This is a genomic window from Sphingomonas hominis (assembly GCF_013328205.1).
GTDB lineage: Bacteria > Pseudomonadota > Alphaproteobacteria > Sphingomonadales > Sphingomonadaceae > Sphingomonas > Sphingomonas hominis.
In genome coordinates this window covers 298,637-321,672 of record NZ_JABULH010000002.1, presented here as the reverse complement: position 1 = coordinate 321,672, position 23,036 = coordinate 298,637, and the positions used below count along the sequence as shown (strand labels likewise).

21 protein-coding genes are annotated in these 23,036 nt (G+C 67.8%); 11 read left to right on the top strand and 10 right to left on the bottom strand.

Annotated elements, in window-relative coordinates; translation table 11 throughout:
- The first annotated feature begins 79 nt into the window (after nt 1–79).
- Entirely contained in the window at nt 80–373 is a 294-nt protein-coding gene (locus HRV97_RS06630) for a hypothetical protein (RefSeq protein ID WP_246248578.1), read from the top strand.
- Here the strand turns inward: HRV97_RS06630 and HRV97_RS06625 are convergent.
- Entirely contained in the window at nt 357–878 is a 522-nt protein-coding gene (locus tag HRV97_RS06625; RefSeq protein ID WP_174193217.1) for a GAF domain-containing protein, read from the bottom strand. The two genes, HRV97_RS06630 and HRV97_RS06625, sit on opposite strands and share 17 nt — an antisense overlap.
- 114 nt (nt 879–992) lie before the next feature.
- Between HRV97_RS06625 and HRV97_RS06620 the strand changes: the two genes are divergently transcribed.
- Nucleotides 993–1,379 carry a glycine zipper 2TM domain-containing protein gene (locus HRV97_RS06620; RefSeq protein ID WP_174193214.1) on the top strand — a complete coding sequence of 129 codons (387 nt, stop codon included), beginning with the start codon at nt 993–995 and terminating at the stop codon, nt 1,377–1,379.
- Between the two features lie 67 nt (nt 1,380–1,446).
- On the opposite strand, the gene HRV97_RS06615 is transcribed toward HRV97_RS06620, so the two are convergent.
- A complete protein-coding gene (locus tag HRV97_RS06615; RefSeq protein WP_223176647.1) occupies nt 1,447–4,389 on the bottom strand; it encodes an L-glutamate gamma-semialdehyde dehydrogenase in 2,943 nt (980 codons plus the stop codon).
- 172 nt (nt 4,390–4,561) lie between these two features.
- Between HRV97_RS06615 and HRV97_RS06610 the strand changes: the two genes are divergently transcribed.
- The 3 genes from HRV97_RS06610 to HRV97_RS06600 all read left to right on the top strand — a co-directional run bounded on the left by HRV97_RS06610 (nt 4,562) and on the right by HRV97_RS06600 (nt 7,083).
- Entirely contained in the window at nt 4,562–4,996 is a 435-nt protein-coding gene (locus HRV97_RS06610; RefSeq protein ID WP_174193780.1) for a MaoC family dehydratase, read from the top strand.
- A gap of 52 nt (nt 4,997–5,048) precedes the next feature.
- Complete coding sequence (locus HRV97_RS06605; RefSeq protein WP_174193209.1) at nt 5,049–6,227, top strand: acetyl-CoA C-acyltransferase; 1,179 nt, start codon at nt 5,049–5,051, stop codon at nt 6,225–6,227.
- A gap of 352 nt (nt 6,228–6,579) precedes the next feature.
- Nucleotides 6,580–7,083, top strand: coding sequence for a pyridoxamine 5'-phosphate oxidase family protein (locus HRV97_RS06600; RefSeq protein ID WP_174193207.1), 504 nt, complete (start codon nt 6,580–6,582; stop codon nt 7,081–7,083).
- Between the two features lie 58 nt (nt 7,084–7,141).
- Here HRV97_RS06600 and HRV97_RS06595 read toward each other — a convergent pair whose 3' ends face one another.
- The gene (locus HRV97_RS06595; protein ID WP_174193205.1) at nt 7,142–8,374 is read right to left on the bottom strand and encodes a polyhydroxyalkanoate depolymerase; all 1,233 of its coding nucleotides are present in this window, start codon (nt 8,372–8,374) and stop codon (nt 7,142–7,144) included.
- A 144-nt stretch (nt 8,375–8,518) separates the two neighbouring features.
- On the opposite strand from HRV97_RS06595, the gene HRV97_RS06590 reads away from it, so the two are divergent.
- The 4 genes from HRV97_RS06590 (at nt 8,519) to HRV97_RS06575 (ending at nt 12,179) form a co-directional block, all read left to right on the top strand.
- Complete coding sequence (locus tag HRV97_RS06590) at nt 8,519–10,309, top strand: ABC transporter transmembrane domain-containing protein (protein ID WP_174193203.1); 1,791 nt, start codon at nt 8,519–8,521, stop codon at nt 10,307–10,309.
- A 131-nt stretch (nt 10,310–10,440) separates the two neighbouring features.
- Nucleotides 10,441–10,617: a hypothetical protein gene (locus tag HRV97_RS06585; RefSeq protein WP_174193200.1), complete on the top strand. Its 177-nt coding sequence runs from the start codon at nt 10,441–10,443 to the stop codon at nt 10,615–10,617.
- A complete protein-coding gene (locus HRV97_RS06580) occupies nt 10,614–10,925 on the top strand; it encodes a hypothetical protein (RefSeq protein WP_174193198.1) in 312 nt (103 codons plus the stop codon). The genes HRV97_RS06585 and HRV97_RS06580 overlap by 4 nt, the downstream gene beginning before the upstream one ends.
- Before the next feature lie 84 nt (nt 10,926–11,009).
- On the top strand, nt 11,010–12,179 hold the full coding sequence (locus HRV97_RS06575) for a saccharopine dehydrogenase family protein (RefSeq protein WP_174193196.1): 1,170 nt from the start codon (nt 11,010–11,012) through the stop codon (nt 12,177–12,179).
- Between the two features lie 51 nt (nt 12,180–12,230).
- Here the strand turns inward: HRV97_RS06575 and HRV97_RS06570 are convergent, their stop codons facing one another.
- From HRV97_RS06570 to HRV97_RS06555, 4 genes are read right to left on the bottom strand one after another with little or no spacing between them, the layout of a single operon-like run.
- Nucleotides 12,231–12,533: a hypothetical protein gene (locus tag HRV97_RS06570; RefSeq protein WP_174193194.1), complete on the bottom strand. Its 303-nt coding sequence runs from the start codon at nt 12,531–12,533 to the stop codon at nt 12,231–12,233.
- Between the two features lie 8 nt (nt 12,534–12,541).
- Complete coding sequence (locus HRV97_RS06565) at nt 12,542–14,782, bottom strand: VacB/RNase II family 3'-5' exoribonuclease (protein ID WP_174193779.1); 2,241 nt, start codon at nt 14,780–14,782, stop codon at nt 12,542–12,544.
- 60 nt (nt 14,783–14,842) lie between these two features.
- The gene (gene proS / locus HRV97_RS06560; RefSeq protein ID WP_174193191.1) at nt 14,843–16,375 is read right to left on the bottom strand and encodes a proline--tRNA ligase; all 1,533 of its coding nucleotides are present in this window, start codon (nt 16,373–16,375) and stop codon (nt 14,843–14,845) included.
- A 54-nt stretch (nt 16,376–16,429) separates the two neighbouring features.
- Entirely contained in the window at nt 16,430–17,359 is a 930-nt protein-coding gene (locus HRV97_RS06555; protein WP_174193189.1) for a right-handed parallel beta-helix repeat-containing protein, read from the bottom strand.
- A gap of 228 nt (nt 17,360–17,587) precedes the next feature.
- Here HRV97_RS06555 and HRV97_RS06550 point away from each other — a divergent pair, with 228 nt between their 5' ends.
- Both HRV97_RS06550 and HRV97_RS06545 read left to right on the top strand, forming a co-directional pair.
- Nucleotides 17,588–19,012, top strand: coding sequence for an aldehyde dehydrogenase family protein (locus HRV97_RS06550; protein WP_174193187.1), 1,425 nt, complete (start codon nt 17,588–17,590; stop codon nt 19,010–19,012).
- Nucleotides 19,013–19,082: 70 nt separating this feature from the next.
- Complete coding sequence (locus HRV97_RS06545) at nt 19,083–20,294, top strand: hypothetical protein (protein WP_174193185.1); 1,212 nt, start codon at nt 19,083–19,085, stop codon at nt 20,292–20,294.
- A gap of 4 nt (nt 20,295–20,298) precedes the next feature.
- Here the strand turns inward: HRV97_RS06545 and HRV97_RS06540 are convergent, their stop codons facing one another.
- The 3 genes from HRV97_RS06540 to HRV97_RS06530 all read right to left on the bottom strand — a co-directional run bounded on the left by HRV97_RS06540 (nt 20,299) and on the right by HRV97_RS06530 (nt 23,023).
- Nucleotides 20,299–20,991 carry a TetR family transcriptional regulator gene (locus tag HRV97_RS06540; protein WP_174193184.1) on the bottom strand — a complete coding sequence of 231 codons (693 nt, stop codon included), beginning with the start codon at nt 20,989–20,991 and terminating at the stop codon, nt 20,299–20,301.
- A gap of 88 nt (nt 20,992–21,079) precedes the next feature.
- Nucleotides 21,080–21,976, bottom strand: coding sequence for a 3-hydroxyisobutyrate dehydrogenase (gene mmsB / locus HRV97_RS06535; RefSeq protein ID WP_174193183.1), 897 nt, complete (start codon nt 21,974–21,976; stop codon nt 21,080–21,082).
- A 270-nt stretch (nt 21,977–22,246) separates the two neighbouring features.
- The gene (locus HRV97_RS06530; protein WP_174193182.1) at nt 22,247–23,023 is read right to left on the bottom strand and encodes an enoyl-CoA hydratase; all 777 of its coding nucleotides are present in this window, start codon (nt 23,021–23,023) and stop codon (nt 22,247–22,249) included.
- Nucleotides 23,024–23,036 lie beyond the last annotated feature (13 nt).

Genomic DNA, 23,036 nt, shown 5'->3' with positions numbered 1-23,036 from the left:
GGTGACGTTACGGCAACGCGACAAAATGCGGCCGATGTTCACACTTTTTTACACGCGTTCCTATCACTAGGGATGCGGCATGACCGGCATCCCGCTCCTCGACACGCTGCGCCAGACTGCGATCACGGGCGCGGTGTTGCAGGTCCTGCACAACGAGTGGCCGCGGGCGATCGACCTCGCGCCGTCGACGCTCGACCCGACCACGCCCGGCGAGCATCGCCTGTTCGTGCAGGCGATCCGCGCGCTGATCGACGAAGGACTGATCGCGATCGAGGCGCTGCTGATCGGGGTGGGCGACGAGCCGGTTGCGCGCGGTGCGTTGCTGACGCACAAGGGCGCGTTGATGCTCGAACAAGTCACGCGTCCGATGTGATCGGAACCAGCAATCGTTCCTCCAGCCGCCCCTCGATCAGGTGGACCACGACCTCGGCCAGCTTTTTCAGGATCTGCAGTTCACGCTCGCTCACCGTCCGCGGCTTGGCGTCGATCGCGGCGAGCATGCCCAGATTATGCCCGTCCGACCCCTTGAGCGGCACACCGGCGTAGAAGCGTAGGCCGAAGTCGCCGGCGACCAGCGGATTGGCGAGCGCGCGCACGTCGACCGCGGCATTCTCGATCACCCAGGGGTCGTCCTGCATCACCGCCGACCCGCACAGCCCCTCGTCGCGGGCGAGCTGGTCGAGGCCGTCGATCCCCGGCGATGCCTTGAGCCAGATGCGGTCTTTCGCAACCAGGCTGATGATCGCGATCGGGCAATCGAGCGCCAGTGCCGCGACCTCGGCGAGTTCGTTGAGCATCGCGTTGGGCGGCTGATTGATCGCGTCGAGCCGCAGCAGGTTGGCGATCCGCGCGCGCTCGCGCTCGTTGCTGTGATCCATGACAGACTCCGATGAAAGTCGCCCTAGATAGCCGCGGGGCATCCGAGGACAAGCCGTTCGCCGATGGACCCTCCCCGATCGTCCCGCGTTGCATGGGTCGAAGGAGAAAACACGATGATCCGCAACGCCCTGTTCTCGCTCGCCGCGATGGCGACGCTGACCGCGCCGATGGTCGCCACCTCGGCGGACGCGCAGCGCCGCGATCGTGACCGCGACTATCGCTGGCACGGCGACGACCGTAACTGGAACCCGCGCGACGATTATCGCGCACGTCGCGGCGGCGAGCGCCGGCTCGGCCGCAACGACCGCATCTACCGGGGCAATGACGGGCGCGCTTATTGCCGCCGCAACGACGGTACGACGGGCCTGGTGGTGGGCGGAGTCGGCGGCGCGGCGCTCGGCAACCTCGTCGGCGGCGGGTTGCTCGGCACGCTCGCGGGCGGTGGCGCGGGTGCGCTGCTCGGCCGCTCGATCGACCGCGGCAACGTTAAGTGCCGCTGATCGCCTGACCTAGACGACCATACGTCGGCCGGGTGTCTCGCGACGCCCGGCCGTTGTCGTGTCCGCCTCAGATACCGCCTTCGTCGAGGCTGAGCAGCGTCGCATTGCCACCCGCGCTCGTCGTGTCGACCGATACCGCACGCTCGGCGCAGAAACGGTAGAGATAATGCGGCCCGCCCGCCTTGGGCCCGGTGCCCGATAGCCCCTCGCCGCCGAACGGCTGCGATCCGACCACCGCGCCGATCATCGAACGATTGATGTAGAGGTTGCCGACCGCCGCCAGCCCCTCGGTCATCTCGGCCGCGCGCGCGATGCGGCTGTGCAGCCCCATCGTCAGCCCGTAACCCTTGGCGTTGACGCGCGCGATCGTCTGTTCCAGCTCGCCCGCCTTCCACGTCGCGACGTGCAGGATGGGGCCGAACCACTCGCGGTTGAGGTCTTCGATTCCACCGAGCCGGATCAGCGTCGGCGGCACGAACAGGCCGTCGGCGGGCGCGTCGATCGTCTTGACCCAGCGCTCGCGCACGCTGTCGCGGTACCCCATCAGACGGTCGTAGGCGTCCTGGTCGATCACCGGACCGACGTCGGTCGCCGGGTCGGCCGGATCGCCGAGCGTCAGCAGGTCCATCGCGCCCGACAGCATCTCGATCAGCCCGTCGGCGATATCCTCCTGCACCAACAGCAGGCGCAGCGCCGAGCAGCGCTGCCCCGCCGAGCGGAACGCGCTGGTGACGACGTCGGCGACGACCTGTTCGGGCAGCGCGGTCGAATCGACGATCATCGCGTTGATCCCGCCCGTTTCCGCGATCAGCGGCACGATCGGGCGGGCATCGTCGTCGAGCAGGCTGCGGGCGATCTTCTTCGCGGTCGCGGTCGATCCGGTGAAGGCGACGCCCTGCACGCGCGCGTCCGCGGTCAGCGCGGCACCGACCTCGGGTCCGCCCGGCACCAGGATCAGCGCGTCGGCGGGCACGCCCGCCTCACGCGCCAGTTCCACCGCGCGGCGGGCGATCGCGGGCGTCTGCGGCGCGGGTTTCGCGACCACGGTGTTGCCCGTCACCAGCGCGGCGACGGTTTGGCCGAGGAAGATCGCGAGCGGGAAGTTCCACGGCGCGATCGTCGCCCACACGCCGCGGCCGTCCATGTGGAGCATGTTACGCTCACCCGTCGGCCCGGGCAGCTCGATCGGCTGCATCTTCGCGCGCGCCTGCATCGCGTAATAGCGGCAGAAATCGGCCGCCTCGCGCACTTCGCCGATCGAGTCGGCGATCGATTTCTTCGCTTCCTGAACGCAGATCGCCATCAACTCGTCGCGGTGGCGTTCGAGCAGGTCGGCGAGGCGATCGAGGCAATCGGCGCGCGCCTCGACCGGGGTCGCGCGCCACGTAGGAAATGCGGCGTGCGCGCGCGACACCGCGTCGCGCACCTCCTGCGTGCTCACCGGCGTCACCGACAGGTTCACCGGCGCGCGCACCGCCTTTGTCGTCGCCTCCAGCACGTCACGCTCGGCGAGGTCGATGCCCATCGAGTTGCGGTGCCCGTCGGCGGCGCGGAACAGGTCGACCGGCAGCGGGATCGATCCGTGGCGCGCGCCACCCAGCGCGGCGATCTTGGTCACCGGATCTGCGAGGATCTCGTCCTCGGTTAGCCGCGCGTCGGCGAGCTGGTGGACGAAGCTCGAGTTCGCGCCATTCTCCAGCAGGCGGCGGACGAGATAGGCGAGCAGGTCGCGGTGCCCGCCGACCGGCGCGTAGATGCGGCAGTGATAGCCGTTGTCGCGGACCAGCCGCTCGTACAGCCCATCACCCATGCCGTGGAGCCGTTGGAACTCGAAGTCGCGGGTATTGCCCGCCCATTCGACGATCGTCGCGACGGTCAGCGCATTGTGGCTGGCGAACGCCGGGCGGATGTTGGGCGCGTCGAGCATGTCGCGCGCGACCGCCAGATAGCTGACGTCGGTCGACGCCTTGCGCGTGAACAGCGGATAATCCTCGAGCCCCTCGACCTGGGTGCGCTTGATTTCGCTGTCCCAATAGGCGCCCTTGACCAGCCGCACGTTCATCACGCGGCCGAGCTCGTTGGCCCAGGCGACGACGGGGCGCGCGCGCTTGCCGTATGCCTGCACCGCCATGCCGAACCCGTCCCAGCCGTTCAGCGACGGCAGCGCTGCGACATTGCCGATAATGTCGAGGCTCATGTCGAGCCGCTCGCTCTCCTCCGCGTCGACGGTCAGCGCGATGCCCTTGCCCGCCGCCTGCACCGCCAATGCCTCCAGCATCTCGGTCAGCGCGGGCACGCATTCGTCCCATTTGGCGACCTCGTAGCGCGGGTGGAGCGCGGAGAGCTTGACCGAGATCGAGTGGCCCGCGGACGGGTCACGCCCGACCGCGTCGATCGCGTCGACGTATGCCTTGAAGTAACGCTCGCCGTCCGCGGTGGTGCGCGCCGCCTCGCCTAGCATGTCGAAGCTGGCGGTGAAGCCGCGATTGTCGGGCTTCTTCATCCGGCGCATCGCCTCGTCGATGGTGCGCCCCATCACGAAGATCTCGCCCATCATCTTCATCGCGGCGCCGACCGCCTGGCGCACGAACGGCTCGCCCGCGCGGCTGAGCAGGCGCTTGAGCGGCCCCGCCTCACCCTCGCCGACCAGCGCGCGGCCGACCACCAGCCCCCAGGTGGCGGTATTGACGAGGCGGCTGTTCGACTGTCCCGCGTGGCTGCGCCAGTTCGCCTCGCCCAATTTGTCGGAGATCAGCAGGTCGGCGGTCTCGGGATCAGGCACGCGCAGGAACGCTTCGGCGAGACTCAGCAGCGCAACGCCTTCAGACGAATTGAGCCGATATTCCTGCAGGAACTGGTTCACCCAGCCGCGCGATTGCGCCGCGCGCAGGTCGGCGAGCAGTCCCGAGGCAGTGTCCATCACCCGCTCCCGCGAATCAGGCGTGAGCGCCGCGCGCGCGAGCAGCGGTTTTAGAACATCCGGTTCGCTCGCGCGGTGCAGGCGACGCATGGATTCGCGGGTTGCTGACGCTACGGCAGAGGACATGTTCATGTTTCCGGTTCGTGGACCACTTGCGGGATGGCACACCCCGCGCTTATGCAGTGCCGCAGTGCAGCGCGGCGCTTCCGCCGTGCTTTAGCGTGTCGTAGCCCGAGGGGAAATCGTCGTGACCGCAGACGAGATGAAAGCCAGCATCGGCCAGGAAAGCGTTTCCGACTGGGTCGAGGTGACGCAGGACATGATCAACAAGTTCGCCGACGCAACCGGTGACCACCAGTTCATCCACGTGAACCCGGAAATGGCGAAGCTGACGCCGTTCGGCACCACGATCGCGCACGGTTTCCTGACGCTGTCGCTGCTGCCGCAACTCGCCGCCAAGACGCCTGACGCACCGCGGCTCGACGGGGTGAAGATGGGCGTCAATTACGGCGGCAACAAAGTCCGCTTCCTTGCCCCCGTTCCCTCGGGTTCACGCGTGCGCGGCCGCTCCAAGATTGTCCAGTTCGACGAGAAGCGCCCCGGTCAGTATCAATACACCACCGAGACCACGATCGAGATCGAAGGCTCGGACAAGCCCGCGATGATCGCCGAATGGATCACGCAGGTCTTCAACTGACCTGCGTTTGAACCTCCACTTACCGTAACTTCGTCTCCTGAAAGGCCCGCCCATGCGTTCCGCCGTTATCGTCTCCACCGCCCGCACCCCGATCGGCCGCGCCTACCGCGGCGCGTTCAACAACCTGCCCTCCCCCACGCTCGCCAGCCACGCGATCAAGGCCGCGGTTGAGCGCGCGAAGATCGACGGTGGCGAGGTCGACGACGTCGTGTTCGGCTCCGCGCTGCAACAGGGGCATCAGGCCGGCAACATCGCGCGCACCTCGTTGCTGCGCGCCGGGCTGCCGACCACCGTGTCGGGCATGTCGCTCGACCGTCAGTGCGCGAGCGGGCTGATGGCGATCGCGACTGCGGCGAAGCAGGTCGTGGTCGACGGCATGGACGTGACGATCGGCGGCGGCGTCGACTCGATCAGCCTGGTCCAGACGCCGCAGATGCGCGTCGCGCCCGACCCCGAGCTGCTGGCGATGCACAAGAACATCTACATGCCGATGCTCCAGACCGCGGAGATCGTCGCCAAGCGCTACGGCATCAGCCGCGACGCGCAGGATGAGTACGGCTACCAGTCGCAGATGCGCACCGCAGCCGCGCAGGCCGCGGGCAAGTTCGACGACGAGATCGTGCCCGTCACCGCGACGATGGCGGTGACGAACAAGGAGACCAAGGAAGTCTCCCACAAGGAAGTCACGCTGTCGAAGGACGAGGGCAACCGCGCCGACACGACGCTGGAGGGTCTGAAGTCGCTGAAGCCGGTGCTCGGCCCCGACCTCAACATCACCGCGGGCAATGCGTCGCAGCTGTCGGACGGCGCGTCGGCCAGCGTGCTGATGGAGGAGAGCGTCGCGGCGAAGAAGGGGCTGACTCCGCTCGGTCGCTACGTCGGCATGGCGGTTGCCGGCACCGAACCCGACGAGATGGGCATCGGCCCCGTCTTCGCGATCCCCAAGCTGCTCGAGCGCAACGGCCTCAAGATGGACGACATCGGGCTGTGGGAGCTGAATGAGGCGTTCGCGGTGCAGGTGCTCTACTGCCGCGACAAGCTCGGCATTCCTGACGAACTGCTCAACGTCAACGGCGGCGCGATCTCGATCGGCCACCCTTACGGCATGTCGGGCGCGCGCATGACCGGCCACGCGCTGATCGAGGGCAAACGTCGCGGCGCGAAGTACGTCGTCGTCACGATGTGCGTCGGCGGCGGCATGGGCGCGGCCGGATTGTTCGAGGTCTTGTAATTGAACCGTCAGGACCGATACGCTATGTATTGATCAGGCGATGACATAGCGCCTTTTCGGGAACCCCGATCGTGCCAGCGATCGGGGTTCTTGGCGTTTGGGGCTCGACTGCCAGGTCGAGCCCGCCCGTGCCTAGTTCTTGCGAGCGACCTCGACGATCTTCAGGACAAGCATCCCGAAGCCGAAGAGCGCCGCAAGTACCTGCGACAAGTCGGTGAGTGACATAGTTCACCTTCTCGGTTCGACGGCGACAATGCCGCCGCCGGTCATCCAAGCAGGTCCGATACGCCCGCGCAACCAACCCTGCCCCGCCTCGTTCTCCCGCCGACGCCTTCAATCAGGAGAGACGACGATGGCCGACGCCAACACCGATCCCAAGAAGCTCAAGACCGACATGTGGAAGAAGATGGCCGAGAGCCCGTACCTGATGGTCGGCCCGGCGGACGGCAGCACGCACAGCGAGCCGCTGGCGGTGCAGCTCGATCAGGATCAGGTCGACACCCTGTTCTTCTTCATCGGCAAGGATAACCGCGTCGCCGGCAAGGACAAATTGATGGTGCAATTCGTGTCGAAGGGACACGATTTCTTCGCCTGCCTGGCCGGCCGCGGCCACATCAACAACGACCGCGCACTGATCGACAAGCTGTGGAATAACCAGGTCGAGGCATGGTTCCCGGGCGGCAAGGAAGACCCGAACCTCGCGCTGCTGCAGGTCGACGTCGACAGCGCGGAGTTGTGGGAAACCGACATGAGCATCACCGGCAAGGTGAAGCAGCTGTTCGGCGGCACGATCAAGGCCGGCGAGGAAGGCAGCCACGCCAAGGTCGAGACCACGGCCGAGAACTCGAACGCCTGAGCCCCGCTCGGCGTGATGCAGGAGCCGGCCGCGTACCCCGCGGCCGGCTCTTGTTGTATCAGGCGTTGGCGGTGATGAACTGCTCCACCACCGGCGCAATACGGTCGCGCCACTTGGAGCCGTTGAAGATGCCGTAATGGCCTACACCCTCTGCCATCAGGTAACGCTTTTTTTCCTCGGGCAGGTTGGTGGCGAGCGTCAGCGCCGCCTTGGTCTGCCCCAGCCCCGAGATGTCGTCGCGCTCGCCCTCGATCGCGAGCAGCGCCACGTCGGTGATTGCGCCGAGATCGACCGCGCGGCTGCGGTGCGTCATCATGCCCCTTGGCAGCTTGTGCTCCTGGAACACGACGTCGATCGTCTGGAGGTAGAATTCCGCCGTCATGTCCGCGACCGAGCGGTACTCGTCGTAGAAGTCCTTGGTCGCCTGCGCGCTGGCGCCGTCGCCCTGCACCAGATGCTTGAACATCTCCCAGTGGCTCAGCATGTGATTGCCCAGATTCATCGACATGAAGCCGGTGAGTTGCAGGAAGCCGGGATAGACGCGCCGGCCGGCACCGGGATGGCACGCCGGCACGGTCGCGATCACGTTCTGCTCGAACCAGGCGAACGGCCGCTCGGTCGCGAGCGTATTGACCGCGGTCGGTGCCTCGCGCGTGTCGATCGGACCACCCATCATCGTCAGCGACTTCGGCCGTGCCGAATTGCCGTCCGCGCTCATCACCGCGACCGCGGCGAGGCTCGGCACCGAAGGCTGGCAGACCGCGAGCATGTGCGTGCCGCCCTGCCCCTCGTTGCTGCCCATCGCCTCAAGGAAAGCGACGAGATAGTCGACGTAATCGTCGAGGTCGAAGCGACCTTCATCGACGGGCACGTTCTTGGCATCGTGCCAGTCGGTGATGTGGACGTCGGCGAACGGCAGCATCCGCTCCACGGTGCCGCGCAGCAGCGTCGCGAAATGCCCCGACATCGGCGCGACGATCAGCAGCTTGGGTCCACCCTCGACGCCCTCGCGCCGGAACCGCTTGAGGTCGCCGAACGGTCGCGCAAGCACCACCTCCTCGGTGATCGAAACCTCGCGCCCGTCGATCGTCGTGCTGTGCAGGCCGAAGGCAGGCTTGCCGCGCGATGCCGCTGCGTGCGCGAACACTTCCAACGCGCTCGCCATCACCGGCCCGCCGCCGAGATAGGCGAACGGGTTTGCCGCATTGTTCAGCCAGCCGGCGGTCGCGGTCGCCATTGCACTCGCGGACGATAGCCAGGAGCGTTGCAGTTCATAGGCGTCATAGAACATCGGGTATGCCTCTCCGCCCCCAGATAGGGGCTCATCATCCTAGCCGAAACGCTGCACTGCACAATGATGTTGCATGATCCGGCGTGCGGCTTCGTGCCGCGGGTGGCGATTGAGCCACACCTGCCGCGCTGCTAGGGCGCGACGATGGCCAGCACCCCTCCCGCCAGCACGCCCGAGGTCGCCCCTTCGCGCCGTATCGGCAACCTGTCGATGGTGTGGCGCGCCGCGCGGCGTTACCCGGCGCAGATCGCCGCCGCCTGCCTCGCGCTCGCGGTCACGTCGGCCGCGACCATCGCCATCCCCTACAGCTTCAAGCGCGTGATCGACCGCGGCTTCGCGGCGGGTGGCAGCAGCGAGGCGGTGTCGGGCGCGTTCCATTACATGCTGATGATCGTGGTCGTGCTGGCGATCGGCACCGCGTTCCGCTTCTACTTCGTGTCGTGGCTGGGCGAGCGCGTCGTCGCCGACATCCGCGCGCAGGTGCAGCGCCACTTGCTGACGCTCACCCCCCGCTTCTACGAGGAGAACCGCCCGTCGGAGATCGCCAGCCGGCTGACCGCGGACACCGGACAGATCGAGACGGTGGTCGGCAGCACGGTGTCGATCGCACTGCGCAACGCCTTCACCAGTGTCGGCGGGCTCGTCTACCTGTTCACCATCTCGCCCAAGCTGACCGGGTTGCTGGTGATCGCGATCCCGCTGATCATCGCGCCGATCGCGCTGCTCGGCAAACGCGTGCGTAGCTACTCGCGCACCTCGCAGGATCGGATCGCCGACGTCGGCGCGATCGTGACCGAGACGCTGGGCGCGATGAAGATCGTCCAGGCGTTCGGGCAGGAACGCCGCGAGGCGCAGCGCTTCGGCGACGCGGTCGAGGCGACGATGGCGGCGGCGAAGCAGCGCATCCTGCTGCGGTCTGTGATGACCGCGATCGTCATCGGGCTCGTCTTTGGCGCAATCACGCTTGTCATGTGGGAGGGCGCGATCGACGTCGCGGCCGGGCGGCTGTCGGGCGGCGCGATCGCGGCCTTCGTGCTGACCGGCGGCATCGTCGCGGGCGCGTTCGGCGCGCTGACCGAAGTGTACGGCGATCTGCTGCGCGGTGCGGGTGCCGCCGGACGGCTGGCCGAATTGCTCGATGAGCGGCCGGAGATCGCACCGCCTGCCACAACCGTTGCCTTGCCGCAGCCGGCGCAGGGCCGCGTCGCCTTCGCCGATGTCGAGTTCCGCTATCCCACCCGCCCCGATGTGACCGCGCTGCACGATTTCACGCTGTCGGTCGCGCCGGGCGAAACGGTCGCGGTGGTCGGACCGTCGGGCGCGGGCAAGTCGACCTTGTTCCAATTGCTGCAACGCTTCTACGATCCCGCATCGGGCACGATCAGCGTCGACGGCGTGGCGTTGCGCGACGCCGACCCGGCCGAGGTCCGCGCACGGATCGCGATGGTGCCGCAGGAGACGGTGATCTTCGGCACCAGCGCGCGCGACAACCTGCGCTACGGCCGCTGGGACGCCGACGATGCCGCGATCTGGCGCGCGGCGGAGGCCGCCAACGCCGCAGACTTCCTGCGTGCGTTGCCCGACGGCCTCGACACCTTCCTGGGCGAAGGCGGCGCACGCCTGTCGGGCGGGCAGCGACAGCGGGTCGCGATCGCGCGCGCGCTGCTGCGTGACGCGCCGATCCTCTTGCTCGACGAGGCGACCAGCGCACTCGACGCGGAGAGCGAGCGGCTGGTGCAGGACGCGCTCGAGCGGTTGATGGCGGACCGCACCACGATCGTCATCGCGCACCGGCTGGCGACCGTGCGCGCCGCCGACCGCATCGTCGTGATGGACGGCGGGCGCATTGTCGAGGAGGGCACCCACGCGTCGCTGTTCGCGCGTGGCGGGCTCTACGCGCGGCTCGCCAGCTTGCAGTTTAACGAGGCGGCGTGAACGCGGCCCGGCCGCGGCGGGTATCAATTCACCGCGCCTTGCCCTATATGAACGTCATCGCTGGCAACCCGATCGTAGGCGCCAGCGGCTGAGAGACGATCCGGGCTCCCGCTTACAACAAGGAGCGTGGCATGGATCTCAACTACCTTTTGCAACGACACCAGATTTCTCTCCTGCGCGCGCGCGCCGGTGCGAGCAGCGAGGCGCGCGTCGCGCATTATGGGCTGGCGCGCGGGTACGGCGAGCGTATCGCGTCGTTGCGTCACACGATGGGCGCCGAGACGTTGATCGCGGGGCGCGTGAGTTGAGCGACGAGGACACAACACAACCGCCGGCGAAGTCGGTACCCGCGACGCGCCGCTTCCGCCCCGCGCGTGTCGCGATGGACCGCGGCGCCGCCGCGCGCCAGGGCCGGATCGCGCAGCTCGCCTTCGTGACGCTGGGCGACCGCGACGCGGCGATGACCTTTCTCAACACCCACGACGACGCGCTCGGCAGCCGCCCGATCGATGCCGCGATCGAGAGCGACGACGGCCTCGCCCGCGCCGAGCAGGCGCTGACGTCGTGGACCCGCCCCGCACCGGTGGTCGAGACCGTGCCTCCCGCGGCGAGCTGATCGCCGGCTTGTGCCCGGCCGCCGGTTCCGGTCTACTGACTAAAGCGACGCCACGAGGCGCACGACATTAGGTAGGGGAACGGCATGGCACAGGATCATGGGCGCGAGTTCGACGTCATCGTCTATGGCGCGACCGGCTATACCGGCCGCCTCGTCGCCGAATATCTCGCGCTGACCTATCCGAGCGGGGTGCGCTGGGCGATGGCCGGTCGCTCGCAGGCCAAGCTCGAGCAGGTCCGCGACGAGATGGGCGTGCCGGACAATGTGCCGCTCGTTACCGCCGATGCCGAGGCACCCGCGTCGCTGCGCGCCATGTGCGCCCGCACCGCGGTGGTCATCACCACGGTCGGACCGTACCAGCTTTACGGCAGCGATCTGGTCGCCGCCTGCGTTGAGACCGGCACGGCCTACGTCGACCTGTGCGGCGAGCCGGGGTGGATGCGCGAGATGATCGACCGGCACCACGCCGCTGCGCGGGCGAGCGGCGCGCGGATCGTCTTCTCGTGCGGGTTCGACTCGATCCCCTTCGACCTGGGCGTGATGACGGTGCAGGAAGCCGCAATGGCGCGGCTGGGCCGGCCGGTGTCGCGGATCAAGGGGCGTGTCCGCTCGATGAAGGGCGGCTTCTCGGGCGGCACCGCGGCGAGCCTCAAGGCGACAATGGCGGCGGCGGCGAAGAAGCCGTCGCTGATCCCGCTGCTCGCCGATCCGTTCGCGCTGACGCCGGGGCACAAGGGGCCGAACCAGCCGTCGGGCTTGCTGCCCGAGTACGATCCGACAATCGAATCATGGGTCGCGCCGTTCGTCATGGCGCCGATCAACACCAAGAACGTGCACCGCACCAACTTCCTGCTGGGGCAGCCGTGGGGCGACATGGTGTATGACGAGATGGTGGTGACGGGCCTGGGCGACATGGGTCGCGCCGCGGCCGAAGCGCTGGGCAAGCTCAACCCATTCGGCGGCGACAAGGGACCGAAACCCGGCGAGGGGCCGACCAAGGCCGAGCGCGAGGCGGGCAGTTTCGACATCCTGTTCGTCGGGCTGACCGACGCGGGCGACCGCGTCGACGCGGTCGTGACCGGCGACCGCGATCCCGGTTACGGCTGCACGTGCAAGATGTTGGCGGAAAGCGCCTTGTGTCTGGTGCAGGACGTGGATGGCGCGGGTGGCGTCTGGACGCCCGGCGCGCTGATGGGCACGACGCTGCGCGACCGGTTGGCGGCGCGCGCAGGGATGACCTTCGCCGCGGTGTAGGCAGCGCGCGCGTTCCCGGTCATCCCGAGCATTGCCCGGGATGTTCGACGATTACCCGCCGACCGCCATCGCACCCGCGGCGGCGAAGCCTGCCAGCGCGATCGTGCCGAGCACGCGCGCGAGCGACTCCTTCTTGAAGTCCGACAAACGATCCTGGTCGAGCCAGAAGCGGCCCTGCTTCACCTCGACCAGCAAGCCGAAATCGACCATGCGGCGGAACAGCCGCTTCTCCAGCCGCGCCTTGGGCGCGTAGGGCAATGCGGCATCGGGCTTGGTCGCGCCCGCGTTCGTGAAATAGTCGACGATGCGGCGGCGCGTGCCCACCACCAGAGCCGAAACCATCTCGCCTGCCATGTTCGATCCTATCGCTTGCCGTCGTGGCGGATGTTCGCCGGACGTCCGCGTCGTTTGAGCACGCGGCCGGCCTTGTTCGGCGCGCGTTCCCTACCCGCTTTGCCGCGGTCGCGCGAGGACGAACCGGGGGGTGCGAACCGACCCTCGGGAAGCTCGAAGCGCAGCGCCCCCGACACCGGCTTCGCCTCTGCCAAGCGGAGTTCGAGCCGCTGGCCGAGCGCATATTGCTCGCCGCTCTGCTCACCGGTCAGCGTGCGCGCGCCCTCGTCGAAGCGAAAATACTCGCCGCCGAGATCGCGCACCGGCATCAGCCCGTCGCCGCCGATCCCGTCGACCGTCGCGAAGAAGCCGAAGTTGGTCACGCCCGTAATCCGCACCTCGACCACCTCGCCCTCGCGCTCAGCGAGGAAGGCGGCGACGTAGCGGTCGATCGTGTCGCGCTCCGCTTCCATCGCGCGGCGCTCCAGCTTGCTGATCTGCTCGCCGAGATGCTCGAAATTCTCGTCGCCGTTCAGTCCACCAGGGCCGAGCGCGTAGGCCGAGACGAGCGCGCGGTGGACGAGCAGATCGGCGTAGCGCCGGATCGGCGAGGTGAAATGGCCGTAGCTTCCCAACGACAGCCCGAAATGCCCGTGGTTGAGCGGCGCGTAATAGGCTTGCGTCTGCGTGCGCAGCACCTGCTCCATCACCTGCGGACGGAAATCGGCATCGCCGATGCGCTCCAGGATACGGTTGAACGTCGCAGGCTTGATCACCTGCCCCATCGCGAACGGCACGCCGAACGTGTCGAGATAGTCTTTTAGCGCCACCAGCTTCTCGCGCGCGGGGGGTTCGTGGACGCGGTACATGACCGGTGCCTTCTTGGCCTCCAGCGCCTTCGCCGCCGCGACGTTGGCCGCGATCATGTAATCCTCGATCAAGCGGTGCGCGTCCAATCGCTCGCGCGCAGCGACCGACATGATGCGACCCTTCTCGTCGAGCACGACGCGCCGCTCGGGCAGGTCTAGGTCGAGCGGCTCGCGCTTGTCGCGCGCTGCGGCTAGCGCGTGCCAGCAATCCCACAGCGGGCGCAGGGCGTCGATCTGCGCGCCGTCGCCGGCGTCGATCGTCGCCTGCGCGTCCTCGTAGGCGATGTTGGCGGCGAGCCGGACGGTCGCGCGGGTGAAGCGCCACGATTTTAGTGCGCCTGCCTTGGTCACCTGCAAATGGCAGGCGAGCGCGGCGCGGTCCTCGCCTTCCTTGAGCGAGCACACGTCGGCCGACAATATCTCGGGCAGCATCGGCACGACGCGGTCGGGAAAATAGACCGAATTGCCGCGGGCGCGTGCCTCGCGGTCGATCGCGCTGCCAGGGCGGACATAGAAGCTCACATCCGCGATCGCGACGATCGCGCGCCACCCGCCCGCGTTCTCGGGATCGTCGTCAGGCGTTGCCCAGACTGCGTCGTCGTGGTCGCGCGCGTCGGCGGGATCGATCGCGACGATCGGCAGGTGCGTCAGATCCTCGCGATCGTCTCCCAGCGGCTGGCGCGCGACGCGCTCGGCCTCATCCAGCGCCTCGCGCGCAAACACGTCGGGGATGCCGTGCTTGTGAATCGCGATCAGCGAGAAACTGCGCGGCGCGAACGGATCGCCCAGCCGCTGCACCACCCGCGCGGTGATCCGCGGCGGGCGGCCGGCGAGTTCGGCCGACACGAGTTCGCCCGCCTGCGCGCCGCCCGCGTCCGACACCGCATATTCGCGACGCTCCTTCTTATCGGTGCCTTGCAGCCACAGGCGATCACCCTCGCCGCGCAGCACGCCGATCACCTGTTCCGAGGTGGGTTTCAGCACCTTCATCGGGTGCGCAGTGATCCCGCCGCCTGTCTCCTCGGTTCGCGCCAGGATACGCTCGCCGACGCCCAGCGCGCCGCGCTTCTGCTCGCGCACGCGGATGCGCGGCAATGGCGCGTCGCTGTCCCACTTCTCCGGTGCGGCCCAGACGTTGCCGCCGTCGTCGACGTCGGTGACGCGCAACACCGTCACCTTGGGCACCCCGCCCATCTTGTGGAACGCGCGGCCGGGCGCGGAGTCGATCAGCCCCTCGTCCGCCATGTCCTTCAACAGCGCCTTCAGCCCGATCTTCTCCTGCGCGGAGAGCGCGAAAGCGCGCGCAATCTCGCGCTTGCCCGCGGGCTGCGCCGATGTCGCGATGAAGTCGAGGATCTGTTCGCGGGTCGGCAGGCCGACCTTCTGTGGTTTTCTTGGCACGCCCAAGAGATAGGACGTGCATCCGCCCGCGTCACCTGTGCGGGCGAGCACATAGGATAATCAATAAGCGCGGCCGACCAGCACGCGCTCGACGCACGGCTCGCCGGTGAAGATGCACTGACCCTCAGGATGGGTCTGCCCCATCGGCGCGTTGCGCAGCGTGAGCTTCAACGCCTTCAACCGCTCGACCACCTGATCAAGCGCCGCGCCGGTCGGGCGCGACCAGCGCACGTCGAGCCAGCCGGGCGTCTTGTTGCCTTCCGCGAAATGCGCCTCGACCTCCGACCAGTCGTCGGCGGTCGAGATGTTCGCCTTGAGCCGTGCCGAAGCTTCCTCGAACAGCGACTCTTGAATGTCGCGGAGCATGTCGCCCACGCCTGCCACGAAATCGTCCTTCACCGTCCCGACGCTGTCGAGCTTGCCGTCGGCGCGGTACAATCGGTCGCGGCGGATCACCGAGACGTTGGCCGCGGCCATGTCGCGCCCGCCGACCTCGATCACGATCGGCGCGCCCTTCTTGACCCAGGACCAGCGCTTGTTGGTCGACTTGACTGCTTTCAGATCAAGCAGCGCACGCACCGGTTCGCCGAGCGCGCTCTGCGCGGCCAACGCTTGCTGGAGCGCCTTGCAATAATCGACCAGCGCGGCGTCGTCCGGGTTGTCGCGCAGCATCGGCACGATCACCACCTGCCACGGCGCGACGCGCGGCGGCACGCGCAGGCCGTCGTCGTCGCCGTGCACCATGATCAGCCCGCCGATCATCCGCGTCGACACGCCCCAGCTCGTCGTGTTGGCGAGTTCGAGCTGCCCTTCGGCATTCTGGAAGCGGATGTTCTGCGCGCTGGCGAAATTGGTGCCAAGGAAGTGCGACGTGCCGGCTTGCAGCGCCTTGCCGTCCTGCATCATCGCCTCGATCGAGTAGGTCGCGACCGCGCCGGGGAAGCGCTCGTTCTCCGGCTTCTCGCCCGCGATCACCGGCAGCGCGACCGCGTTCTCGGCGAAGTCGCGGTAGACTTCGAGCATCTTGAGCGTCTCGTCGCGCGCTTCCTCGGCCGAGGCATGCGCGGTATGCCCCTCCTGCCAGAGGAATTCGGCGGTGCGCAGGAACATGCGCGTGCGCATCTCCCAGCGTACCACATTGGCCCACTGATTGATCAGCACCGGCAGGTCGCGCCACGATTGTACCCAGCGCGAGAAGGCCGCGCCGATCACCGTCTCGCTGGTAGGGCGGACGACCAACGGCTCCTCGAGCTTGGCGGCCGGGTCGGGCACCAGCCCGCCCTTGCCGTCCGCGACCAGCCGGTGGTGCGTGACGACCGCCATCTCCTTGGCGAAACCCTCGACGTGCTCGGCTTCCTTCTCGAAGTAGCTCAAGGGGATGAACAGCGGGAAGTAACAATTCTCGTGCCCCGTCGCCTTGATCGCGTCGTCGAGCAGCCGCTGCATCCGCTCCCAGATGCCGTAACCCCACGGGCGGATCACCATGCACCCGCGCACGCCGCTCTCCTCGGCGAGATCGGCCTCGCTGATGACGGTTTGATACCATTGGGCGAAATCACCCTCGCGAGTGACGGAAAGCGCGTGCTTGATCATGATGCGACTTGCACTAGCCGCGACCGCGTCCGCGATGGAAGCGAAACGTTGCGGCTAGCGCGTCTCGTACGGCTTGATCCCCGCGCCCAGCCGGTTCTGCCCTTGCGCCAGCCGCTGCCCGCTGCCGTTGGCGAGAAAGGCGGGATGCTTGTCCTGACCCGGCGCGAGCGAGGCGGTGTTGCCCTCCACCTGCAACCCGGCGGACGAATTCTCCTGACCTTCCGCCGCGACCACGATCATGCCCGACCAATTTTCCTTGTGCGTTCCTTGCACGAAGACGTTGTCGGCGATCCGTCCGGTCGCGCCATTGGGCAGGTCGATCATGTAATTGGTCTTGCGCCCCTGCGTGTCGTCGAAGCTGTTGTTGGTGATAACGACGCGCGGGCTGCGGATCTTGACGTAATGCCCGCCACGGCCGCGCTCGAAGCGCGAGTTGGTGACTGTCACGCTGCCGGCGGTGCCGAGATAGATCGAGTGCGCGCAATCGGGCGTTTCGTCGCACTGGCCGAGCCCGGCAAAGGTCGAATGGTCGATGCGGATCCGCGTCGGCTGGTCGGTCGACCCCAGGATCCCCTCCTGGCTGTCGAGAAACATCGAATTGGTGACGGTCAGGTCGCCCAATTCGATCCGGATGCCCGCCCCGTTGCCGTCGTTGACGCGCATGTTGCGAAACACAATGCCGTCGACGACCGATCCGCCGCCGCGCAGCACCAGCGCCGCCTTGTCCTCGCAGGTGGTGCCGTCGAAGATCACCGAACCCGGCCGCGCCGCCTTGAAGGTGATGCGCCCCGCCTGCTGCACCGCGCATTGCCGGTACGTGCCCGGCGCGATCACCACCGTGGCATCCTGCCCGCGCACCGCCATCAGCGCGTCGTCGAGCGTAGTGAACGATTCACCGCTCTTCTGCACCGTGAACGGTCCGCCCTGCTGCGCCGCGACGGGTGCGGTCAGCGCGAGCGCGACGAGAGGCAGGATCTTGCGCATCGATGAGGACTCCTTGATCCCGCCAGCCCTGCACGCGCGAGCCTTAAGCGCCCATCCGCAAAGAGGGTTAACGCAGCCGCTCACCTGCCACACGGCGTTAAGCCCGACGCGGAGCGTGCCAGCGTGGCACGACCGAACGCCGGGGTTCCGCGTCACGTTTCGCCTTGCAACCGGTCCGTCCCCGGCCCATGATTTTTGTTATGCCATCAACAAGGGCGGTGGAGAGCGATGCAAAGCTACCTCAAACATTACATCAACGGTGAGTGGGTCGAGAGCGACGGCGGCCGCACCTATCAGGTGATCGACCCCGCGACCGAGCAGCCCTGCACCGAGATTACGATCGGCACCCCCGCCGACGTCGACCGCGCGGTTGAGGCGGCGCGCACAGCGTTCGAGACTTGGTCGCAGACCAGCGTCGACGAGCGCAAGGCGGTGCTGACGCGAATTCTTGGCGAGTATAAGAAGCGTATTTCCGATCTCGCGAAATCGATGGCGCAGGAGATGGGCGCGCCGATCGGGCTCGCGATGGCGGCACAGGCACCGACCGGCCTGGCGCATTTCGCCGCGACGCTGAAGGCGCTGGACGCGTTCGCGTTCGAGGAGGTGATCGGTAAGGCCAAGGTCGTCCACGAACCGCTCGGCGTCGTAGCGATGATCACGCCGTGGAATTGGCCGCTCAACCAGATCTGCGCCAAGGTCGCGCCCGCGCTCGCCGCCGGTGACACGATGATCCTGAAACCGAGCGAAGAGGCGCCGAGCTGCGCGGTGATCCTGGCCGAGATCATGGACGCGGCGGGCGTGCCCGCGGGCGTGTTCAACCTCGTCAACGGCGATGGTCCGGGCGTCGGCGCGGCACTGTCGGCGCACCGCGGGGTCGACATGGTCAGCTTCACCGGATCGACCCGCGCCGGAATCGCAGTCGCGCAGGCAGCCGCGGCGACGGTCAAGCGCGTGCATCAAGAACTGGGCGGCAAGGCCGCCAATCTGGTGCTGGAGGGCGCGGATTTGGGCAAGGTCTTGCCCCCGACCGTGGCGGGCGTGCTCGCCAACTCGGGACAGAGCTGCATCGCGCCGACGCGCCTCCTCGTCCACCAGAGCCAGGCCGCCGAGGCGACCGCGATCGTGAAGTCGATGATGGAGCAGACGCAGGTCGGCAACCCGCTGGAGGAAGGGCAGCACATCGGCCCGGTCGTCAACAAGGCGCAATATGAGAAGATTCAAGCGCTGATCCAGTCGGCGATTGACGAGGGCGCGACGCTCGTCACCGGCGGCCCCGGGCGGCCCGACGGGCGCAACTCTGGCTTCTACATCCAACCGACGTTGTTCACCGACGTGACGCCCGACATGCGCATCGCGCGCGAGGAAACGTTCGGGCCGGTCGCGACGATCACGACCTATGACGGGATCGACGAGGGCGTGCGCATCGCCAACGACACCGAATACGGTCTGTCGGCGACAATCTCGGGCGATCCGGCGGAGGCGGCCAAGGTTGCTGGCCGCCTGCGCGCCGGGCTGGTCACGATCAACAGCTGGTCCCCCGACATCGCCGCGCCCTTCGGCGGCTACAAACAGTCGGGCAACGGGCGCGAGAACGGGAAATACGGTCTGACCGACTTCATGGAAGTGAAGACGGTCGTCGGCGCACCGGTCTGATCGCCAACTGGCGCGGGCTTGCACGCGAGCCCGCGCCTGTCGCATGAGCCGCCCCCGTAAAGGGGTGATCATGCAGCGTTATTTTCTTCCCGCACTCGCCGTCTCGGTGGTGATGGCGGGCAGCGCCGCCGCGCAGACGATCGAGCTCGCACCGCTCGCCGAGACGCGGTTGCGCTACGAACACGTCGAGCAGGACCTTCCGCGTGACTCGAATGCGGTGACGATGCGCGTGCGCGCCGGCGTCGTCGCCAAGCGCAGCCGGCTATTCGCGCTGATCGAGGGCGAAGGTACGCTCGCGATCGGCACCGAATACTTCGACGGGCTGGAGGGCGATACTGGCCGGCCGATCGTCGCCGATCCGCAGAACGTCGAGTTCAACCGCGCGCAGATCGCCTACACGATCCCCGACCGCGCCACGCTGACGGTTGGGCGGCAGTATCTGATCCTCGCCGACCAGCGATTCGTCGGCGCGGCCAAGTTCCGGCAGAATGCGCAGACGTTCGACGCGGTGCGCGCGCAAGCAACGCTCGCGCCGAAGCTGACGCTCGACGTCAGCTACGCGTGGAGCGTGCGGACGATCAACGGCATCGACGGGCGCGGCGCGCGCCCGCAGGCGGTCAGCGGCGACAATGTGTTCGCGCTGCTCGGTTACGCCTCGCCGATCGGTACGCTGACCGGCTTCGCCTATCTGGTCGACGCCGACGAGGCCGCCTACCAGGGCTACCGCCTGTCTAGCCAGACTTACGGCGTGCGGCTGGCAGGCAAACGCGCGCTCGGTGGCGGCTATTCGGTGGATTACGTGGCCAGCTACGCGCGGCAGAGCGATTACGCACACAACCCCAACGATTACGCCGCCGATTACTGGCTCGGCGAGGCCAAGCTGTCGCGCCGGGCGGTGTCGGCGACGATCGGCTACGAAGTGCTGGGCGCCGACGACGGCCGCGCGCTGACCAGCGTGCAGACGCCCTTCGGCGCGGTGTTCGGGTTTCAGGGTTGGGCGGACAAATTCACCACCACGCCGGCGGACGGCGTACGCGACGTCTACGCCGGGGTAGGCGCGCGCTGGCCGGAGTTGGGTCGTGCGCGCGGCGTCGAGCTATCAGCGTTCGTCCATCATTACGACAGCGACCGGCGCGTGCGCAGCTACGGCGACGAACTCAACCTGCTCGCCAGCGCGACGCTCGGCGGGGTGACGTGGTCGGCACGCTACGCCGACTATATGGCCGACCGGTTCGGCGCGGACACGCGCAAGGTCTGGCTGACGGCCGAGTGGGCGCTGTAGCGTGTCAGGCGCTGCCGCACGCGCGCACGACGATGCCGTCGAGCAGCGTCGTCGCGACATGATCGGCGTAGCGGCGGCTCAGCGCTTCGTCGATCTCGCCGACGCCGAACGCCCAGCACAATGAGTGACGCGCGCTGAACAGATGCTCGCATGCGCCGAACAACGAGAAATAGAACAGCATCGGATCGACACGGCGGAAATGCCCCTCCGCCTCGCCCTGCGCCAGGATTGCGGCGTGCGCGTCGGCGATCGGGCGGGTGAAGCGCTCGGCGATGAAGCGCGCGCTCTCCGTCGCGGTGTCGGCCGTCATCGTGGCAACCAGCCGGCTCATGTAGGGGTAACGCCAGTAGACGCGGATGATCTCGCGCACATGCAGCCGCAGCTTCTCCGCCGCACTGCGGTTCGAACTGATCAGCTCGTCGAGGTGCGGGAACACGCCGCCGGCGTCGCGTTCGAGCAGGGCGCGGAACAGCCCCGGCTTCCCGCCGAAACGATAATGGATCAGCGCGGAATTGAGCCCCGATCGTTCGGCGATGTCGGCAAAGGTGATGTGAACCGAGTTGCGCTCGATCATCAACGCGCTGGCGGCGTCGAGCAGCAGGTCGGCCGAGTTGCGCCGCCGCGCCGCTCGACCACCCACTGGCACACGCGACCGATCGCGCGACGGTTCACCCGCCGCCCCCCGCTGGATGGGCATCCCCTGTTCTCGCCCTCGTCGTCGGTGCCGTTACGGCATCCTCTCCTGTGCCGTACGATAACGTGATTCAGCGCCGACGCAACGCTTGTTATGCCCGATCCGGGCTTGCCTGCGAGAATGTCTTGATGATGCCGGAAAAGTCGGTCGCACCCTCGCCCGCATCCGCGAACACCTCGTACAATTCCCTCGCCCGCGTCCCCATCGGCACGTCGGCCCCCGCGTCCGCCGCCGCCGCCATCGCGAGCCGCAAGTCCTTGAGCATCAACGCGGTCGCGAAGCCGCCCTGATAGCCGCGATCCGCCGGGCTCTCCGGTCCGACGCCCGGCACCGGGCAATAGGACGTCATCGACCAGCTCTGCGCAGTCGACACGCTGCCGACGTCGTAGAACGCCTGCGGGTCGAGCCCGAGCTTCTCGGCGAGCGCGAACGCCTCGCACGTCGCGATCATCGTGGAGGCGAGGACGAGGTTGTTGCACATCTTCACCGCCTGCCCCGCGCCGCTCGCGCCGACGTGGAACACCGATTTCGCCATGGCGTCGAGGAACGGCTTCGCCTCGGCGACCGCCGCGTCGCTGCCGCCGACCATGAAGGTGAGCGTTCCCGCATTCGCCGCCGCGATGCCGCCCGACACCGGCGCATCAACCGCGAGCAGCCCGCGTGCGGTCGCCGCCTCCGCCACCCGCCGCGCGGTCGCGACGTCGATCGTGGACGAATCGATCAGCACCGCCGAGGGGGGTGCGGCGTCGAACACGCTCTCGCGGTAGACCTGCTCGACATGGGTGCCTGCGGGTAGCATGGTGACGATCGCTTCCGCGCCCTCCGCCGCTTCGCGCGCTGAGGCGACCGGCAGGCACCCGGCCGCCCTCGCCTTGTCGAGCGCGTCTGCCGACAGGTCGAACGCGCGGACGTCATGCCCCGCCTTGGCGAGGTTCGCGGCCATCCCGCCGCCCATGTTGCCCAGCCCGATGAAACCGACGCGTGCCATTACCTTATCCTCTCCATATCCTCGCCCCAGGAGGGAGAGGTAAAATCACTGCGTCCCGACGAAGCGACCCGTGCGGGTGATCGATTGCTCTCACCCACCGTCATCCCGGGCTTGACCCGGGATCCCGCTACCTTGACCCGCGCAAGAAGCGGGACCCCGGATCAAGTCCGGGGTAACGGTGTTGGATGAAGCGGGCGGCAGCCGCCGCTTCGCACCGTACTCAGCAGCCAGCACGGTCCGCTTCTCTCCCGCGCAGGACGACGAGGCGGGTCACTTGCCCGACCAATTTCCCTGACGCTTGTCGACGAAGGCGCTCATGCCTTCCTTCTGATCGGCGGTGCCGAACAGGCCGTGGAACAGCCGCCGCTCGAACTGAACGCCCTGCGCCAGCCCCGTCTCGAACGCGGCGTTGACCATTTCCTTGTTGGCGATAACGGCGAGCGGCGCCATGCCCGCGATCGTTGCCGCGGTCTTCACCGCTTCCTCGACCAGCTCGGCGGCCGGGACGACGCGGCTGACGAGACCGGCGCGCTCGGCCTCGGCCGCGTCCATCATGCGCCCGGTCAGGCACATCTCCATCGCCTTTGCCTTGCCGACCGCGCGGGTCAGGCGCTGCGACCCACCCATGCCGGGCGATACCGCCAGCTTGATCTCGGGCTGGCCAAACTTCGCTGAGTCCGCCGCGAGGATGAAGTCGCACATCATCGCGAGCTCGCACCCGCCGCCCAGCGCATAGCCTGCGACCGCGGCGATGACGGGTTTACGCGTCTGCGTCAGCCGCTCGTACCCGCCGAAGAAGTTGCCGCCGTACATGTCGGCGAAGCCCTGTGCCTGCATCTCCTTGATGTCGGCGCCGGCGGCGAACGCCTTCTCGCTGCCGGTCAGCACCGCGCAGCCCTGCGACGCGTCGGCGTCGAACGCGGCGAAGGCGGCGAGCAGGTCGGCGAGCACCTGGCTGTTGAGCGCGTTCAGCGCCTGCGGACGGTTGAGCGTGACGAGCGTCACGCGCTCGCGCTGCTCGACCAGAATGGTTTCGTACTCGGCCATGTCGGAACTCCTC